Annotated in this window: 12 protein-coding genes; 10 read left to right on the forward strand and 2 right to left on the reverse strand. The window is 46.6% G+C overall.

The genetic code is table 11. The annotated features are described in order from the left end of the window. Positions 1 to 4 precede the first annotated feature (4 nt). Positions 5 to 1,033 carry an alpha/beta hydrolase gene (locus HW560_RS21945; protein ID WP_179264725.1) on the forward strand — a complete coding sequence of 343 codons (1,029 nt, stop codon included), beginning with the start codon at positions 5 to 7 and terminating at the stop codon, positions 1,031 to 1,033. Positions 1,034 to 1,941: 908 nt separating this feature from the next. After that, entirely contained in the window at positions 1,942 to 4,620 is a 2,679-nt protein-coding gene (locus HW560_RS21950; RefSeq protein ID WP_179264726.1) for a glycoside hydrolase family 3 protein, read from the forward strand. A gap of 531 nt (positions 4,621 to 5,151) precedes the next feature. On the opposite strand, the gene HW560_RS21955 is transcribed toward HW560_RS21950, so the two are convergent. Continuing rightward, complete coding sequence (locus tag HW560_RS21955; RefSeq protein ID WP_179264727.1) at positions 5,152 to 6,720, reverse strand: sensor histidine kinase; 1,569 nt, start codon at positions 6,718 to 6,720, stop codon at positions 5,152 to 5,154. A gap of 339 nt (positions 6,721 to 7,059) precedes the next feature. Here HW560_RS21955 and HW560_RS21960 point away from each other — a divergent pair, with 339 nt between their 5' ends. From HW560_RS21960 to HW560_RS21980, 5 genes are all read left to right on the forward strand, one after another. Then, positions 7,060 to 8,769 carry a type 2 periplasmic-binding domain-containing protein gene (locus HW560_RS21960; protein ID WP_179264728.1) on the forward strand — a complete coding sequence of 570 codons (1,710 nt, stop codon included), beginning with the start codon at positions 7,060 to 7,062 and terminating at the stop codon, positions 8,767 to 8,769. 186 nt (positions 8,770 to 8,955) lie between these two features. Further along, complete coding sequence (locus tag HW560_RS21965; protein ID WP_179264729.1) at positions 8,956 to 9,897, forward strand: ABC transporter permease; 942 nt, start codon at positions 8,956 to 8,958, stop codon at positions 9,895 to 9,897. Between the two features lie 11 nt (positions 9,898 to 9,908). Next, positions 9,909 to 10,781: a carbohydrate ABC transporter permease gene (locus tag HW560_RS21970; RefSeq protein ID WP_179264730.1), complete on the forward strand. Its 873-nt coding sequence runs from the start codon at positions 9,909 to 9,911 to the stop codon at positions 10,779 to 10,781. A gap of 65 nt (positions 10,782 to 10,846) precedes the next feature. Then, positions 10,847 to 11,032: an alpha/beta hydrolase gene (locus HW560_RS21975; protein WP_257031404.1), complete on the forward strand. Its 186-nt coding sequence runs from the start codon at positions 10,847 to 10,849 to the stop codon at positions 11,030 to 11,032. 124 nt (positions 11,033 to 11,156) lie between these two features. Next, complete coding sequence (locus HW560_RS21980; protein WP_179264732.1) at positions 11,157 to 13,970, forward strand: glycoside hydrolase family 3 protein; 2,814 nt, start codon at positions 11,157 to 11,159, stop codon at positions 13,968 to 13,970. An 88-nt stretch (positions 13,971 to 14,058) separates the two neighbouring features. Here the strand turns inward: HW560_RS21980 and HW560_RS21985 are convergent, their stop codons facing one another. Continuing rightward, a complete protein-coding gene (locus HW560_RS21985) occupies positions 14,059 to 15,669 on the reverse strand; it encodes a response regulator (RefSeq protein ID WP_179264733.1) in 1,611 nt (536 codons plus the stop codon). 248 nt (positions 15,670 to 15,917) lie between these two features. On the opposite strand from HW560_RS21985, the gene HW560_RS21990 reads away from it, so the two are divergent. Genes HW560_RS21990 through HW560_RS22000 form a run of 3 tightly spaced genes read left to right on the forward strand, consistent with a single transcriptional unit; the run spans position 15,918 to position 19,461 of the window. Then, the gene (locus tag HW560_RS21990) at positions 15,918 to 16,970 is read left to right on the forward strand and encodes a family 43 glycosylhydrolase (protein WP_179264734.1); all 1,053 of its coding nucleotides are present in this window, start codon (positions 15,918 to 15,920) and stop codon (positions 16,968 to 16,970) included. 24 nt (positions 16,971 to 16,994) lie between these two features. Further along, complete coding sequence (locus HW560_RS21995; RefSeq protein ID WP_179264735.1) at positions 16,995 to 18,350, forward strand: alpha/beta hydrolase family protein; 1,356 nt, start codon at positions 16,995 to 16,997, stop codon at positions 18,348 to 18,350. 16 nt (positions 18,351 to 18,366) lie between these two features. Then, positions 18,367 to 19,461, forward strand: coding sequence for a pectin acetylesterase-family hydrolase (locus HW560_RS22000; protein WP_179264736.1), 1,095 nt, complete (start codon positions 18,367 to 18,369; stop codon positions 19,459 to 19,461). The last annotated feature ends 16 nt before the right edge of the window (positions 19,462 to 19,477 follow it).

Consider the following 19,477-nt stretch of genomic DNA (forward strand, 5'->3'; position numbering starts at 1 on the left):
TGATATGAAAGTACATGAATTGATTTTGAATGAAACACGAAATGTAAAGTTTTCGGCTTGGATTCAAGATGTAGGCGGCGAATTTGGCAAGCTGGAGAAGCGCCCAGCCATTCTGATTCTGCCTGGCGGTGGATATAGCTTCTGCTCTGACCGGGAAGCGGAGGTTGTCGCTGCTCCTTATATGAAGGCCGGATTTCAAGCCTTCATTCTTCGTTATTCTACGGGAGAGCACAAGGATTGGCCCAATCCACTCAATGATTACGAGCAGGCTATGGAGCTGATCCTTAGCAAGGAGGATGAATGGCATGTGCAGACGGACAAGATCGCGGTTCTCGGATTTTCAGCTGGCGGACATCTGGCCGCTTGTGCAGCCACTAAAGGTAAGCACCGGCCTAATGCAGCAATCCTCGGTTACGCCGCTCTATCACAAGAAACAGCAGATATGTGCCAGCCGGGAATGCCTTCGCCGATTAATGATGTCGACAAAGATACCTGTCCCTTTTTCCTGTTCGCCACTCGGGACGACAGTATCGTGCCAGTGCAGGATACTGTGGACTTTGAAAAGGCGCTGCTTGACAATGGAATTATGTTTGAGTCTCATATCTATGCCTATGGTATGCATGGATTTAGCACCGGTGAAAGCTACTTGAATCCTAATAAAAATTGCAATCGTGTCTCGCATTGGGTACAGGACAGCATCGAATGGCTGAAAGATGTGTTCGGCACACTGCAGGCGGACGGCCTCGGTGCCCCTGCTTGTTCTGGTAAAGTTAGCGGAGACTGGGATGAGATGTTGTCTGCAGACTGCACCATGACCCATTTGCGGAAGCAGCCGGTTGAAGTGCAGCAGCTGCTGACCGAGGTCATTGTTGTTCTGGACGCGATTGTAGCGCAGAAAACGGGAAAAGGGTCGAATATGACCCCGTTTTTCAAGAATATCAAGCTTAGGGATTTGATGACAATGATCGGCCAGCCGGAAAGTACCATTGAACAGATAGATGCAGCGCTCCAGCAGCGCTCCAATGTGCGCTGATCTGCTGCAAACAGAAAGAATTTTATATTAGCCCAAAAGGAGCGCTGGTGCATGTTTGGACATATTGAAGAACTTCTTTTAAAGCATCAGTTACCGGTGTTAAAGTGAGAGCCTGAGACAGGACAATGGTACAGGCTTCCGTTTCCTAGAGCAATTAGTGCAGAAGGCTTGCCTTACTTGGGCGTTTGGACTGGCTGCGAGCCCTATATGCCTATGAAACCCAGATCCCCAGTATGGGCATCTACCTACTAGACACCCCAGATGCTGGTTCTGATCCGGATTTCTTGGCTACACAGCATACGTTTATTCTAGTCCATGAGTTTTCCTAACTGGCAAAGAATAACGTCAGCCTCCTGGAGTGGATGTGGGGTGCAGTGAATGGGAATGCTGCAAATCCATTACTCACGGCTTCGCATCAGGAACTTCACAATAAAGTTATGTATTCAAACAAGTAATGCCTCTTTCGATGAACATGAGATACTAAGAAATCGAGCGGTTGAATGCAGTGATGAAACAAACTTCGGACAAACGACTCTATGAAAGGTACCTGGCCGTCCATCTTCGTCTGGAAGGACATACGTTTGAAGAGATCGGTAATCTGCTCAGTCACGCGTCAAACCATCGGACTATGAACGCTCGTTGCGACAAGAAGGCAACCATGCTTAAGACCATTTGCCAAGGTAATGAGCGGCTTATATATATGTTGCAGAACTTAAAATGCGATACGAATGTTTGAATTCCTTTATATCATCGAATAATTGGGGGGACCTATAATTAAATAGATAAGCGCACAGGAGAGCGGTCATGATGCACTTATAAATTACATGATTAACTTACTTGTGCGAAGAAAATGACTGTGTGATCCGGCGACAGCCGGATGCTCCATGACTAAGAAAAGAGGGAATTTTATGCCAATCGACGGAACATTTGAATTACTTGCTGGACTGCATGACGACAACCAGGCAGCTATGTCTTTTCTCCAGAAGCCTGTCTACAATCTTGACGAAATGGATCGCCGGGAGTCTATGATCTCCTTGGTCTATTCTGGCTGTTTCTGTATCAAGTCTTCCAAGCACATCGATCCCCAGCAACCCGGCATGGTTTATATCGACGGCGAAGCCACTGAAGCTCCATTGATCGAAAAGCCCACGACGATGTTCGGGCAGTTGGTCGGTATCATTGTCCGAAAATACCTGCTTGAATACAACAAGGAACATGAAGTCCGTTATGCAGGTGCTTATGACACCGATGGTATAGAGATCTCGGAATTCACCTTCAAGCTTAAGACACTGCCCCGGATCGAGCCCGGCGTCAAATACCCGGAGCATGACGCCATCGTGCTGCAGGCAGCCCGTGAAGGCGCAGTTTTGTTGAAGAACAATAATACGCTTCCCCTGTCATCCGGTAGCTGTGTGAACGTTTTCGGCGCTGCCGCAGTGGTCTTCCGGCTAGGCTGTCTGGGTGCTGGTAAAATTAATCCCCGTTACGGTATCCGGGTGAAGGAAGGTATTGAGAAGTACTCCTCCTTGAAGCTCAACCAGGAGCTGTATGATTTCTATACCGAAGAGAGGGATGTCTTTCCACCGGGGGATATGGTTACTCGAGCCAAGGACCGTAGTGGAACCGCTGTTGTTTTCATCACCCGCGGTAGCAGTGAAGCCCATGATGTTCCTATGGATAAGGGCGGTTATTACCTGACCGATCAAGAACGGGAGCTGATTCGAAAAATCACTGCTACCTTTGGGAAAACGGTTGCAATTTTGAATGTGGCTCATCCCATTGAAACAAAATGGATTGAGGAATACGATGTAGACGCCGTCCTGCTGACTGGACTTTCCGGCATGGCTGGCGGCCGCGCCTTGGCCGAAATTCTCGATGGAACAGTCAATCCCTCCGGCAAGCTGCCTAACACCTGGGCCTACGACTACCACGATTATCCGAGTGCTCCGAACTTCCTGACCAAAGATCAGATCGCAAAGAAATCCGTAGGAGCCCCAATTCAATACGCCACCACGGTGTATGAAGAAGGGTTGTATGTCGGGTACCGCTACTTCGATACCTTCCAAAAGCCAGCTGCCTACCTGTTCGGTCATGGTCTCAGTTATACGACTTTTGATACCAAACTGAAGTCAACCGCCAAAACGGATGCCTGCGGTACGCAGATGGACATTGAAGTTACAAATACCGGCACCAGAGCAGGCAAGGAAGTCGTTATGCTTTATGCCCACTTTGAAGGCGGGGAACTGGAGCAACCGGACAAGCGTTTGGTGGCCTTCGCCAAGACTAAGGAATTGCTCCCTGGCGAGGCTCAGATTCTCTGCCTAGAGGTCAGTGAGAAGCGTCTGAAATCCTACAGCGAAGCTGAGGCAGCGTGGATCATCGAACCGGGAAGAATAAGTTTTCTTCTTGGCGGAGCCCCCAATAGGACAACGCTGGTCTGGTCAGTGGACGTTGCAGACAAGATCATAGTATCCCAGGTCAAGAACAGGGTAGCACCTCCCTTCCCAATCAAGGAGCTGTCCGCCAAAAACTCTAACGGGACCTATCCTCAAGGCGAAATGACCAAAGTGTATACGGCGGAGGAGAGCGGGGGGAAGCTTCCTTTCAAAAATAGCCGTGCCGCTGTTGGTGGCGATGGTGATATTCCTATCGAGCATACTGTGGAACGTGTGATCCGTTTCCCCGAACTGGTGAAAGATCCTGTGCTGGTAGAACAGTTTGTGGCCCAGATGACCGACTACGAGTTAGCCCGCTTAAGTATTGGCGGCCAAACCGGCTGGGGCATCGAGGATAACGGCTATGCGGGAACTCTTTTCAATGAAGAAGCCCTGGACAAATATGAGATACCTGACTATTTCTTTGCCGACGGAAACAATGGTCTCAACATGTTCGAGGTCAACATTGGCTTCCCAGTCTCCACTACGGTATGCGCCAGCTTCAACGAGGAGCTATCTTATGCCGAGGGTGCCGCCATTGCCCGGGAAGCCAAAGACATGAATCTGCATTGTCTGCTGGCTCCAGCTCTCAACCTGCAGCGTAATCCACTCTGTGGACGGCATACGGAGTACTTCAGTGAAGATCCGTTCCTCGCCGGTCGTATGGCTGGCCAGGAGAGCCGTGGATTTGAAGAATCTGGTATCTCCAGCTGCATGAAACATTTCTTCGCCAACAACGCAGAGACTATGCGTAACACCAACCACAGCATTATGAGTGAACGTACTGCCAGGGAGTTGTATCTGGCTGCATTTGAAACCGCTTTTGAAGTAAATAAACCGGACACGGTGATGACCGGCTACAACGCGGCAAACGGTGCCTACTGCTCAAATGACGAGGAGCTGCTCCGCGGCATCCTGCGGGAGGAATTTGGCTTTACGGGTTATGTCATGACAGACTGGAACGGCTATGGTGATGAAGGGATGGCAGCCCCACTTGCCGCCGGAGTAAGTTGGTTGGCACCGGGAAGTCCTGATGACACCCTGGTTACGCCAATCGAAGCAGCACTGAAATCCGGTGATCTATCTCGGGCCCGGGTGCAGAAGAACCTGGTTGATCTAATCAAGGTCGTTCTCAAGTATCGAGAGGCATGACAGATCTGTGGCTATGAAAATTTGCAATATCTGTGTTCTTTAATGATTCTGATTGAATAGAACCGTTAGGATGCGAGTCTTGAACTTATATATAGTTAAGAAAATTAAGGTCATTTCGTTAAATAATGAGCGGATAGGTTCTCGGGTAAATGAGAACCTATTTTGTGTGCTTGACCGCACAGCGAGTAAGCAGATGAAGATTAGGATTATCCCAGTCAATGATATAAAAGAAGATTGCAATAATGAAGTTTCGAAAAGTTCAAACCCTGGCAGGTCTGGTGGAGGGAATACCTTGCGGAAATCCGACTTACACAGTATTTAAAGGGATCCCTTATGCCCAATTGGAGCAGGTTTATGATCGAAAAGGGCAATGAATTAGCTAAGTAACCAAACTTCCCTGATCACATGGATGGCATGTCCAAACGGACAAAATAGAAAGGCAGTAGATGAACTTGATTGTGATACAATCCAGATCATCACTGCCTTATCCTTTGGAACTCTATATAGTTTCATCAACTTGACAATGGGAGACTATTCCTCTGGTTGGCTGCTGTTATCCCAGATCAGCTCAATGCGAATTCCACCTAGCTTACTCTGAGCAATATTTAAGCTCGCTTTGGAGCCTAGCTGAATAAGCATTCGTTGCCGTATGTTCCATAAGGCGCAGCCCATTGTCTCATCCAGCGGTTGTTCAATACGGTGCAGCAGGCTCTGGATCTCTTCCGGCTGCATGCCACTCCCGTCGTCTTCTACAACCAAAGAGTACCGGTCTCCAACGTCAGTACCGGATATGTGGATAAGCACGGCACTTTGCTTCTTCTCAATTCCGTGAATTACGCTGTTCTCTACCAACGGTTGAATAAGCAGCTTGGGAACAAGCAAGGACATCATGGATTCCGGAATATTGATTTGCGTATGCAGGCGGTTGATTCGCAAACTCTGGATATTAAGATAATTACGGACAACGCCAATTTCTTTTTCAAGGGTGGTAAGTGGATCGTTGATCCGCGTTGTATATCTGAAATATTCAGCCAGGTTCTGGGTCATGGCATTCACAGCTTCGTCATTTCCCATACGGTTCATATTGTTGATAAAGAACAGGCAATTATATAAAAAATGCGGGTTAATTTGAGCCTGCAGTTGTTTAACCAATGCTTCTCTTGAAATGATTTTTTCTTTGTATACATTTTCAATCAAGTCTTCGATTTGCTGTGCCATATGGTTGAAATTGTGATAAAGAATAGTAAACTCAGCATTAGACGTTCTACTGATCCGGTGCGAGAAGTCGCCCTTTTGTAGATGACGGACACCTTTCAGCAAGGTGAGAATGGGGACTTGTACTTTCCTGTAGAAAAAAATGACCGTTACCATTCCGGACAAAAATAACAGAACACAGGTGATGTAAAAGAAGACTTGTGTCCTTACAATGGGTTGGAGCGCTTTGTCCAGAGGAACATAATCCACCATGTACCAACCTAATGTTTCCGCTTTCAAAAAACTGACCATATAATCTATATTACCGGTTGTTATTAACTCGGTTCCTTCGTTTTTATCCCGCATCTTTGGTGACATTTTGGAGACCAGTTCCTGGACTTGAGTGGTATGAAAGGAACGGTTTGCTATGATGATGGAATCAGAGTAATAAAAAAAGGGATCATTATTTTCTAACTTGGCCGAGTCAAGCAAATTTTCCAAATTAGCCTTAGGAAAGGTTACCCGAACCGTAAACTGATCATATTTCCTGTACATGGAGAATAACTTTTGTGACCTATCCAATATCCATTGTCCTTCTGCCAAGTCATCTGGTGGGGGGGACTGGTTTTGAGATGAACCTACCCATTTGTTCAGCAGGGTTGAGTAAATGTCAATTTGGACATTCCAGCCCTGTGTAAAGCTTTGCAGTTTCATTTTGTCCGAGAGATCAAGCATAAGCTGATCCTGATCGTAATTATCCATCAGGTCCACAGATTTCAGCAGCCCCATTTTGGAGTCCGCATTTAGAGCAACAGACAGCATGTCAAGCTGCTCAACATTGTAATCTAAGGAATTGACCAAGATACGCAGTCGGTTCAGGTTGTTCGTTTCAATATCCTTTTTCACAGTGCTTAAACTAGTCTCCACGGTGTAAGAATACATCATCAAGACAACTATCGTTGAAAATAAAATAATAATTACCGCGCTGAGAAAGGTTCGATATTGCTTTAACATGACAACAATCCTTTGCAAAGAGGTAACCCCATTATATGAATTTGTGATTCCAATGGCAATGCGTATCACTTGGAATATGAACATAACTTTGGAATGCGATATTGATGTTTAAATTCCTCTATCACGCCTGTTTAGAATACGATATGTGATGTTGCGAAAGCGTTATTTAATAACCGTATGCGAATTTTTATAATTAAAGTGAATTCAAAAAACATTATCAGGGGGTTCTACATGAATATGAAAACGAGAGTGCTGACCACAGCACTTACTGCAACGCTGCTAACGACAGGGATACTGGGTTGCAGTAATACCAATAATCAGGGCAGCGGCGAAAATAAAAATGCGAACACGCAAACAAAAACACTAAATGTCGTGAATGGAAAAATTGAACCGGCAGCGTCGTTTACCACCGTTAGGGGAGAAAATCCGGGCTATAAATATAGAGAAGGAGAATCCGTTACGGACAATGTATTCACCCGCTGGGCCGAGAACAAATTTGGCGTACAGATTAAAACTTTATGGACAGGCGGCGCTACGGATGGTTCGTATGATACGAAATTGAAACTCATGCTCTCTGCGAACGACGAATTGCCAGATATCGTAATGTCGGGTAGTCCCGCTAACACCAATCTTCTCATCGATTCGGGCAAGTTCATGGAAGTGGAAGAAGTGTTCGAGAAATACGCTTCTCCAACTTGGAAAAGTGCGTTAGCCGATATGAAGGATCCCTGGTTATCGGTCACTCGAGACGGCAAAAAGATGGCGATTCCAGGAACTTCTACAGATTACGGGCAATCAAACAACGTTTTATGGATCCGTCAGGACTGGCTGGACAAGCTCAAGTTGAAAGCACCTACTACAATTGAAGAGCTGGAAACGGTCATGGATGCCTTCGTCAATCAGGATCCAGACGGTAATGGGCAGAAAGATACGTTTGCCCTGGATTTTGCCATGAAGGATAAGATGACTGGCAGCACCCTTGGAGACGGATCCTGGATCTTTGGACTTTACGGGGCCATGCCGGAAAGATGGTATCCAGGAGAAGACGGCAAGCTTCAAAATGGTTCAATTCTACCGGGGGTCAAGCAGGGCTTAATGAAGATGAAAGAGTGGAAGGATAAAGGGTATTTTGCGAGCGATATTGCGTTACATGACCCCAATACAATTGTCACCGCGGTCACATCTAATAAGGTTGGGATTGTCGCAGCGCCTTCTTTCTTCATCCAATATCCTGGTTCCATGCTGCTCGCGACCAACCCTACGGCGATGTTCAAACCCTATCCGCTGCCGCATGGGGTCAATGGCCCAGCTTTGCATACCTATTTTACGATATCCGGCGGGACCGTGATCAATAAAGATATTTCGGATGAAGCGCTTCAAGCCTACTTTCATTATATGAACTCGATGTATGCTGTCTACGAATCCGATAATCCTCTTGAATATTTCAAAGGATTTCAGGAGGGCTACCAATATGTTGTCAAAGATGGAAAGATTGTAACCGATGAGAAAGAGATTCCCGGTGGAAAGATTAATTCGAACGATTACATTTTTGGAAGCATGCCGGATGTTTCCTCAAAGATGAAGGAAATAACATTAAAAGTGGCAAAGAAAGAAGAACTCACAGAGAAAGATCGTGCCTTTATGCAAGCTCTTGGGATTGCAGACGACACCAATCCATTACAAAGAATCGTGTACGATGCGATGCTTATATCCATGGATGAAGAATCCTCGCGCGTAAGGGAACATTACATGGGTCCGGTAACGTCCACCATGTCGTCCAGAAATGAGCTGCTGCAAAAAATGCAAATGGAGACATTCTCGAAGATCATCTATGGACAGTCTCCGGTGGATGCGTTTGATCAATTTGTAGAGAAATGGAAGTCTTCGGGCGGTGATACCATTACAAAAGAAGTGAATGAATGGTACGATTCCGTCAAATAGCCTATTATTGATCAGCGGTCTTGATGTGGATTCACGCATCAAGACCGCTCTTTTTTTTGGAGCCGGCCTCCATAATTATAATATTTAGAATGCGTTATTGGTATTTGCATTGCTTTATATCAAGCCGAAATGCCCATCACTATAATAAAAAATAGATTACAAGAATCAGGTGGGAGGATTTAGACAATGGGCATGAATACTGCTGTACCTGCTGTACCGGCAAAAAAAAAGAAATTCACTAGACAAAAAGGTAGCTGGGGATTATACCTTATGCTCCTGCCCGCTGTGGTACTGACCGCAATTTTTGTCTACATACCCATGAGCGGCCTGTTAATGGCCTTTCAGGATTATAAGCCCTCTCTGGGGATTTCCAAATCTCCTTGGGTCGGGTTGGACCAATTCAAGTTTTTATTTGAATATCCCGACAGCATGCAGGTCATTTGGAACACGCTGAAAATTTCGTTTCTCAAATTAGCCATTGGCATGTTCAGTACCCTTGCGTTTGCGCTGCTGATCAATGAGGTGAAACACAAATTTCTGCGCACCTCGGTTCAAACCTTTGTGTTTCTGCCTCACTTCATTTCCTGGGTGGTGCTCGGCGGTATCTTCATTCAGCTGTTGAATCCGGAATATGGATTAGTGAACCAACTGCTGAAAGCCTTGGGTCACGAGCCCGTGTTCTTTCTGGGCAGCAACCACTGGTTTGTGCCAATCGTGCTCTTTACGGATGCATGGAAAGAATTCGGTTACGGGTCCATCATTTATCTAGCGGCCCTGGTGGGCATTAATCCGGCTCTCTATGAAGCCGCTCAGCTTGACGGAGCGAACAAACTGAAACAAATGTTGAATATTACCCTTCCCAGCCTGATCCCCACTATCTGTGTCATGCTGACGATCTCCCTGGGCGGTGTGCTCAATGCAGGCTTTGACCAAATCTTCAACTTGTACAATCCGCTGGTCTATGAGAGCGGCGATATCATCGATACCTTCGTGTTCCGTATCGGTTTGATCGGCGGGAATTTCAGTTTCGGTACAGCAATCGGATTGTTCAAGTCTGTAGTGGGCCTGATCCTGATTCTAGGCGGATACCGGCTCGCCTACAAAGTTGCAGGTTATAAGATTTTCTAAGGAGTGGACCTATGCGTAGAACAGCCAAATTCAGTACATTTCAACTCATCAACAATATCATCATGGTCATGCTGGCCGTGATCTGCATCCTGCCGTTTCTTCATGTTTTGTCTGTATCCTTAAGTTCCAGTGCAGCTGTATCTGCCAATAAAGTAACCTTTTGGCCGATTGGGTTGAATTTGAACTCTTACAGCAGGGCGCTGGAAGATACCCAATTGCTTCGTTCCCTCTGGATTTCGGTGGAACGGACCTTGTTAAGTGTAACGTTGGGGCTGACGGTGACCAGTATGGCAGCTTATGTACTGTCCAAAGGCGGAGGGCAGAAAGGGATTGCGGGCTACAAGTGGTTTGTCGGATTTTTTATTGTAGCCATGCTTTTCAACGGAGGGATGATTCCGACGTATCTGGTGGTGACCAAAATGGGTCTGTATAACACCATATGGGCGCTGATCCTGCCGACGATGATCAATGTATTTAATATCATCCTGATTATGAATTTTTTCAAGGCATTACCGCAGGAGCTGGAAGAAGCAGCATTTATAGATGGTGCCGGGCACTGGAAAGTGTATCTGAGAGTGATGTTACCCTTGTCGCTGCCGGTCATGGCAACAGTAGGGCTGTTCACGGTGGTAGGAGAATGGAATGAATGGTTGGCGGGTCAAATCTATATGAAGCCGGAAAACGCCCCGCTGAGTACGTTCTTGAAGGCCGCTATATCGATGCCAAATATTGATATCAAGAATGCAGAAGCCGCAGCGAAATTCAATGCATTGTCCCTGAATTCTGCCCAAATCTTCATCGGAGCTTTGCCGATCTTGCTGATCTATCCCTTCCTCCAAAAATTCTTTGCGAAAGGTATAGTGATTGGGGCAGTGAAGGAGTAGCACGACAAGCCTGATAAAAATACAGTTATTCAAAGAAGAAGAATGATCGCACCATAGATTGGGGCTTGCACTTGATGGCTCAGAATTATATGGGCAAAGAGCCGCAAAGTAATATATACTTTTCACCCATGTTGGCGGATGATCTTAGCGGGCTGCCGCCTGCGCTGGTCGTTACTGCTGAGCTGGATGGCCTGCGGCTGGAAGCAGAACATTATGCAGGTAAGCTGAAAAAATATGGTTTAAATGTTTAATTTTAACTTATCAGTGGAACTAGCCACGATTCACTAGCTTACTTCGGGCTTTTTCCGGCAGGTGAAGCGTGTGTTATTGAAATTGTGAACGAACTGACCAAGCTCTGATAGGAGGATGAATGAGATGAGTGAGACAAACTTTGACTTGCAACGCTACGCTGTGAAAGCGCGGCAAGCCGTAGCAGAAGGTGTTGTACTGCTTAAAAATGACTGCAATGTTTTGCCGCTTGCACCAGGGAGAAAAGTCGCGCTGTTTGGCCGATCACAGTTTAACTATTACAAAAGCGGTACCGGTTCCGGGGGGATGGTCAATACCAAATACGTTGTTGGCATTGCAGAGGCTTTGGAAAGTAAAGAAGGCTATGAGATCAATCAGGCGGTCAAGCAGTTTTATCTCGATTGGGTGAAAGAGCATCCGTTTGAGAAAGGTGCGGGTTGGGGTAAGGAACCGTGGTTCCAAGAAGAAATGCTGCTTGATGCTGATCTGGTTATGCAAGCGGCTAAGGAGTCAGAAACGGCAATCGTCTTGCTTGGCCGCACAGCCGGGGAAGATCAGGATAACAAGCCGGAAGCCGGTAGCTATTTACTGACAGAAGCCGAGGAAGCTATGTTGGAAATGGTATGCAATGGATTTGAACGGACCGTGGTGCTGCTGAATGTGGGCAACATCATAGATATGAAGTGGGTGGAGAAATATAATCCTTCTGCTGTGATGTATGTCTGGCAAGGTGGACAGGAAGGTGGAAACGGTGTTCTCGATGTATTGACTGGAAGGGTAAGTCCGAGCGGGAGAATGACGGACACCATAGCAAGGGACATTGAGGATTATCCGTCCACGGCTAATCATGGGGGATCAAAACGCAATTTTTACCAGGAAGATATCTATGTTGGATACCGCTACTTTGAGACTTTTGCCAAAGACCGTGTCTTGTATCCATTTGGCTTCGGCCTGTCCTACACCACATTTGAAACACGGACAGAACGGATAGAGCAATTGAACGACAGTGTCCAGATTAATGTTACAGTCACCAATACCGGAAACAGACCAGGGAAACAGGTCATCCAGGTCTACTGTCAAGCTCCGCAAGGCAAGCTGGGTAAGTCAGCCCGCGTACTCGCCGGCTTTGCGAAAACCAAAGAGCTGCTTCCGGGCGGGAAACAATCCGTTGAAATTGAAATTCCCCATAAAGCAATAGCGTCCTATGATGATTCAGGAATCACGGGCTGTAAATCGGCTTGGGTATTGGAGGCTGGAAGCTACATCTTCCATGTGGGGGATCATGTGAGGGAGGCGAAATCTTGCGGCAGCATTGCCATAGACAAGCTTCAGGTACTGGAGCAGTTACAAGAGGCCATGGCACCGGTTGCTGCATTTGAGCGAATGCGCTGTGCCCCTGACGGTAGTCTGATCTATGAACCGGTTCCATTACGGACCATAGAACCGAAGGCGCGCCGCGAGGAAACTCTTCCAGAAGAAATCCCTTATACTGGTGACAAAGGATATAAGCTGACAGACGTGAAATCGAGCATAGTCAGCATGGAGGATTATATTGCTCAACTTTCGGATGAAGATTTATGCTGTATTGTGCGCGGCGAAGGCATGAGCAGTCCAAAGGTTACACCGGGCACAGCCGGTGCATTCGGCGGTGTTACAAAGAGGCTGGAAGCTTTCGGAATCCCCGTTGCCTGCTCAGCAGATGGTCCGAGCGGTATTCGAATGGACTGTGGCAATTTAGCATTTTCCATGCCCAATGGAACCTGCCTGGGCTGTACTTTTAACGAAGAATTGCTGAAAGAACTGTATATGTACGAAGGTTTGGAACTGCGGAAAAACCATGTAGACACTTTGCTTGGACCGGGAATGAACATCCACCGTAATCCTCTGAATGGCCGGAATTTTGAATATTTTAGTGAGGACCCGTTCCTGACAGGCCGGATGGTGGTTGCCCAACTGCAAGGTATGAATCCATATGATGTGACGGGCACCATCAAACATTTTGCGTGCAACAGCCAGGAGGCCCATCGTAACACAGTGGAGGCAGTAGTTTCGGAACGGGCCCTGCGGGAGATTTATCTGCGCGGGTTTGAAATGGCGGTCAAAGAGGGCAATGCGATTTCGGTTATGACCTCATATAACCCGATCAATGGCTATTGGTCTGCCAGCAACTATGATCTTACAACCACAATTCTGCGGGGAGAGTGGGGCTTCAGAGGGATTGTAATGACCGATTGGTGGGCAATGGGAAATGACGAAGGAGAAGAAGGCAGTGTCCAGAATGTGGCAGCAATGATAAGGGCACAGAATGACTTGTTCATGGTAGTAAGCGACTCCGAGCAGAACGCCAGAGGAGATAACTCCGCAGAAGCTATGCAAAAGGGAACGGTAACACGCGGTGAATATCAGCGCTCAGCAATGAATATTTGTCGCTATTTGATGGGAACAACAGCCTTTAACCGGATGCAGGGATTGGAAACAGAACTGGACAAGGCATTGACTGCATACCGGAAAGAGGAAGGCGATGTAGTCCTGGAGATGATTTCGGTTCCTGTGGAGAAGGAGGCTATTGTGCCAGGGGAGATATTTGATACCTCAAGAGGACAGAGTACGTATCTTCGAGCTATCTTGCAGGAGCGTGGACTTTATCGAGTGGAGTTGACTTGCCGCGCGGCGGCCGGGAACAGTCAACTTGCCCAAATCCCTGTGAGCATCTTTCATGATAATGACATCCTTCTAACCCTTACGTTGACAGGAGAGGATACGGAATGGAAAACTATATCCTTTGATATCCAGCAGCCAATATTACAAAAAACTGTACATTTCAGGTTGGTCTTTGGTCAAAGCGGAATGGAAGTGAAGGGGTTCAAGATCATTATGACAAGTTCTTTGGAAGAACGTATTCTCCAAGCAATGGCTGCCCCAGGCAGTCAGCTTCAGTAAATGGTGTAACCTAGCCAAAAAGGCTCCCGGTAATTGTTGAAAATTACCAGGGAGCCTTTTCGCGTGTAATTGATCAATAAGTATAAGCTTAACGATTCCGGTAGTCCTGCGGCGTCGTGCCAAAATGTTCTTTGAAAATTTTAATGAAATGGGGGGTGGCCTGAAAGCCCAGCTGATCGCTGATTTCAGCTATTTTTAAGTCGGTATTTCGCAGGAGATGTATGGCTCCTTCCATTCGAAATTGAAAAATATAATCACCAATCGTTTCATTCATAACCGTCTTGTAAATTTTGGAGAGATAAACAGGATGCAGCCCCACATGGTCGGCAATGATTTGCAGTGAAATCCCCTCGGACAAATGTTCATGAATAAACGTCCGGACTTTAGCGGCAATCTGCTGTTGCGCATTCTCCATTTGAGTCGACGTCTTAGCTTTTAGTGCTGCTATAATTTTACTGGCCCAGTCATAGATTCGTTGTCTTGAAAGATGTCCCTTCTTGCGGAGCAACAAATCGAATTCTGGTCCCATCTGATCATATAGACTGGACCCATTGGGTTGGAAACACATCGTGAATGAGGATGAGAGATATAGCAGCACCGTAAATAATTGATCCTGTGAAAGATCGTGAGATTGTTCGTCTGCATTGCCGCCGACAACGAGCAATTCATCGATCTTGGCAATCGCCTCGTCCCAGTTGCCTGAGTCCAGCAGCGTTGAAAGTGCAGGCGGAGCATATAATTTTTTGATGATGGAGCTCTGAGGCTGCTCACTTTTTTCATTAATGGTCAGGAAGAAGCTTTTATTATTTCCGATATTCCGGTTAATGGCGTTGATTGCAGCCAGATATAAGTTTTGCAGGTCGCCAGGAAACTTGGCGATATTGCTTAGGCAGATTGAGAGTGAGCCTTTCAGGAATTTTTGGACATGATTCTGCAGCTTTACTGCGAACGAATCCACCAAATGCAAAGCGTCTTGCTGGTTGCCTTTGATGAGAAAAACTAAATATCCCTGCTCGGTGACGCAATGCCATAAACTGAACAGTTTTTGGAACACTTCATCAGCAATGTTTGTTACGGCATATTCAAGGAGCGATAAGGATTGAAGGTCGTACCCTGAGAAGTCCTCCTCCATGCGAACAACCATCATCATGTAGGGGTCATCGAACCGGAAGGGAACGCCTACCAGAGCAAGTCTCTCTTCCAAAACCTCATGGCGGATGATCTTGTTCTTGAGCAGGTCGTTAAGCAGCTGTGACCGCAGTAGCGGGAGATTAGCCTCCAGCGTTTGCTTAATGCGCTGGAAGGATATCACTTCCTTCCACTCCTCTTCCACCTGCTGAATCGCTTTCTTAACAGAGTTAATTAACTCTGTATAATCGATTGGCTTCAGCAAGTAATCCAGTGTCTGATAAGCCATGGCTTTCCTGGCATATTCAAACTCGTCATGGCCCGAAAGAATGATACAGCGGATTTTGTGTGAATAATGCTGCATCACTTCGATCAATTCCAATCCGGACATTTCAGGCATCTGAATGTCTGTAATCATAATGTCTATCGAATGTTTGGCCGCAATGAGCAGTGCTTCTTGCGCCGAGTATGCACAATGAACCTCTTCTATTCCATAATCCTTCCATTGCACAGTCATTGCCAGACTATCTACGACAGAGGTTTCGTCGTCAACGATAAGCAGTTGGTACATAATTTGATTCCTCCGGTTGGTTGCTGATCTCCCATTTCTGCTTGAGGTAACCCTATTATATGAATCTGTTGGCCGGCTGGCAATGTCTATAGATTGGAATTCAGCCGCATATTAGAAATGAGATATATATGTTTGGATTCCTTTATATCAACGCCTAAATACAGGAACCTATAATTAAGCTGTGAGGAAAGTATAGAATTGTCAGCATATGACTAAAATCTGATACCAAGAAAGGATCCAAATCATCTATGCAAACATCAATTAAACCGGGGCAAATCTGGCTGGATACGGAAGGCAAACGAATTCAAGCTCACGCAGGTTCCATCTTCTACGAGAATGATACTTTCTATTGGTACGGTGAGAACAAGGGGAAGACAACTCCGGGCAGCGGAATCTGGCACTGGGGAGTCCGTTGTTATTCGTCCAAGGACCTTTACAATTGGCAAGATGAGGGGGTGATTATTCCCCCTGTGGAAAATGATCCTGCTTCTTCGCTTCATCCAACCAGTTATATGGACCGTCCACACATTATTTTCAACAAGAATACCGGGAAGTATATTTGCTTCCTGAAAATAATGGAAAAGGATAGCACCCAAACCCTGACCATAATGTCCGCAGATCGATTGCTGGGGCCCTATACTATGATTACAACCAAGTACCGCCCGTTAAATATGAGCGCCGGTGATTTCGACCTGGCGGTTGCACGGGACGGGAAAGCGTATTATTACTTCGAAAGGGTTCACAGTGAATTGATTTGTGCAGATTTGACCGCAGATTATACGGGTGTAACGGGATATTATTCAACTCATTTCCCAAATCTTTATCCGCCTTACGTCCGCGAAGCACCGGCATATTTTACAAGAAAAAACCTGCATTATTTGGTGACCTCTGGTACGACAAGTTACAATCCGAATCCATCAGAAGTTGCATGTTCACGGACCTTCCACGGCCCATTTGAAATTCTGGGTAATCCGCATGTGAATGATCCTACGAATACCTCCTTCTGTTCCCAGGTATCTTCGATATTCAAGCATCCGAAGAAAAAAGATCTTTATATTGCTTTGGCTGACCGTTGGATTACCGATGAAGAAGGAATGATTCCTTATGACATTCTTTCGGACGCTTACGACCGATACTTCAATCCAGACCGCCAGAATGAACCTGTTACGTTCACCGGTTCCACTTTTAATGTGAATGAGAATACTCATAAAGCAGATTATGTATGGCTACCCTTCCGGTTCGACGGGAAGATGGCCTATCTGGACTGGAAAGACGAGTGGCGCATCGAAGACTATGATTAATCCTGGAGCGAAGGAGGAACATGTATGAAACGTGATATCCGAAGAATGATGGCACTTTTATCGGAAGCAAATGTTAAAGAGCAGGAACTGCCTTTCTCCGTTGAGAAACGGGATATTGAAATTCCTTTCATTTCAAAAGACGGCACCGTATGCCGGCGTTATATCCGTATCTATCTACCGGAACCGGCACCTGAACCAAAGCCGCTGGTGTTCATCGCGCATTACGAAATGCCCGAGAATGACGCCACGTTGAACCTTTATTTGATGAACGGCTGGGCTGTATCGACACCGATCGATTTTAAGCCAGAGTATAACGGAAGCCTGGTGGACGACGACCTGATATTCAATAGCGCCGCATTATCAGCAGTCAGGAAGCAGCCTGGCATCGACCGGACGCGTATCGTAGTCAGCGGCGGAAGCGCCGGCGGCTATATGACGCAGATGTTGTCTGTTCTGCATCTTGGAATCTGCTGCTCCATTTCCTTCAGTGGTATTACAAATATATTGTTTAACATGAAGTATCTTCAGTCAGCAAACAATCATAACAAGGATGTTCTGGAAACGCTAACTGAAGAGGAACGAAAAGACTTCATCCGCTGCCTGGAAGTGATTCCTGTGCCTATAGTTGGTGCCATTTTCGGACAGTTTGCTCCAATTCTGGCAAAGATCGAGGAGAATCCCAATAGTGAGATTTGGAACGCTATGTCTCCATCCTTCATGGCAGGATGTTTAACCGATCCGATATTATTTTCTCATTTTACCTCTGACTTATTGGTACCCGTTGATCAATTGACAAAACGATTTACATATGCTGATCTGGACGAGTCCCTTCCCGAGGGATTCCGTATCCGTATGTCGGAGTTTCCGCTTCAAGAAAAGGTGCAGCGATCAATGGCTGAAATGCTTCCTGCAGATGATTTATTTGAGCATCTCTGTCCGGCACCGCAAACATCAGGTGAAAATTTCAAGCTCTCCTTCGATAGAACCAAACGTTTCAACATCGTTGTATTCGATGAAGGCAATGCCGAAGCAGAAGGGGGGCATTTCAAAAAAATGGATCTCGGGCCCATTGACGCCACCGATTACATACATGCACAGCTTCAGAGGTCGTCCAGGGAAACAAACTGGCTGACCGTCGGGAAGTTGGCGCTCATGGCTGAGCGGTATGCGGGGAAAGGATTCCTGATTCCCGGGAAGGCTGGCATCGATGATATCGTCTATGGATCGGTTGCTATGAACCGTCAGGAGGTTCTTGAGGAGCTGTCAGAGTTTGGCGAACACCATCGTGAGGAATTAGTCGATACATTCTGTGCAGCAATGGCTGCAAAACCGGAACTTGCGGATGTACTGGATGAGATCCAAGGCCGGCTATTAATCTAATAAGGAGCGCTGTCATATGGTTGAAAATGACGAAGAGTTAAGAGAATATTTTCCCGAGCAATTCCCGGTATTAGAGGGGGAGCCGGAAGCCGGACAATGGTACAGGCTCCCGGTTCCCGGAGCAATAAGTGCAGATGGCTTGCCTTACTGGGGATTCCTGCGGAAAGGAACAGAGCCGGGCCTTATCGTTTATTTCTCCGGTGGAGGTGTATCGCTGAATGCATATATGGCGGCACGTCCCAATAAGTTAAATGAGACATCGGAGACATTTTATTTTGACGGCAAAGCGTTGCCGTACATCGATGCATTCGCAAAGCGAGGCATCTTTGACCCTTCCCAAGATAATCCGTTCCGAAATTGGAGCTGCATCTTGGTAAGCTATACGACAGGTGACTTCCATGTGGGGAATGGCGACTACCCTTATACAGCAATAGACGGTTCGCCTGCTGTGCTGCATCATCATGGCTATCGGAACTATCGGGGGCTTATGGAGCAAGCGATTAAATTTATATCTGTACCAGCGAAACTGCTGATCACCGGCGGCAGTGCGGGCGCTTTCGGTGCTTCAGCTTTAGCTGCGGATGTCATGGATTATTTCCCGGAGTGCCGGGATGTGACCTGCTGCCCGGATAGCTCTTTGATGCTCTATAACGATTGGCAGGAAGTTGCTCAGCATGTCTGGCAGGCAAATGAACGGATATGGAAACCGCTGCACAGTCCAAATATTTGTCTTGACTGGCTGCGCGACCTCTATACTGAGAAGGGTGACAGTGTACGGTATCTTTATATATGCTCCATTAGGGATAGTGCATTGGCCACGTATCAACATTTTATTGATCACGGTACTATGGAGCTTACGAGGGAACAGAGTCTGCAATTCGAAAAGGATCTTAGGGATATGACCGATGTGATGAAGGCCGAAATCCCCGGCATTGGAATATTCCTGCTGGATACCCCCGAAACGGGGCTTGATTCGGAGCTCCTAGGTACACAGCATACCTTCCTTCACACCCCAGAGTTTTTCCAGCCTGTCAGTAATGGCGTCAGTCTTCGGGAATGGCTGTGGAATGCCGTCAATGGAACCATTTCTAGTATAGGGCTGCAACGTTGAAAAGGCCCAAAACTTT

The sequence above is a fragment of the Paenibacillus sp. E222 genome (genome assembly GCF_013401555.1).
In the GTDB taxonomy this organism is placed as follows: domain Bacteria; phylum Bacillota; class Bacilli; order Paenibacillales; family Paenibacillaceae; genus Paenibacillus.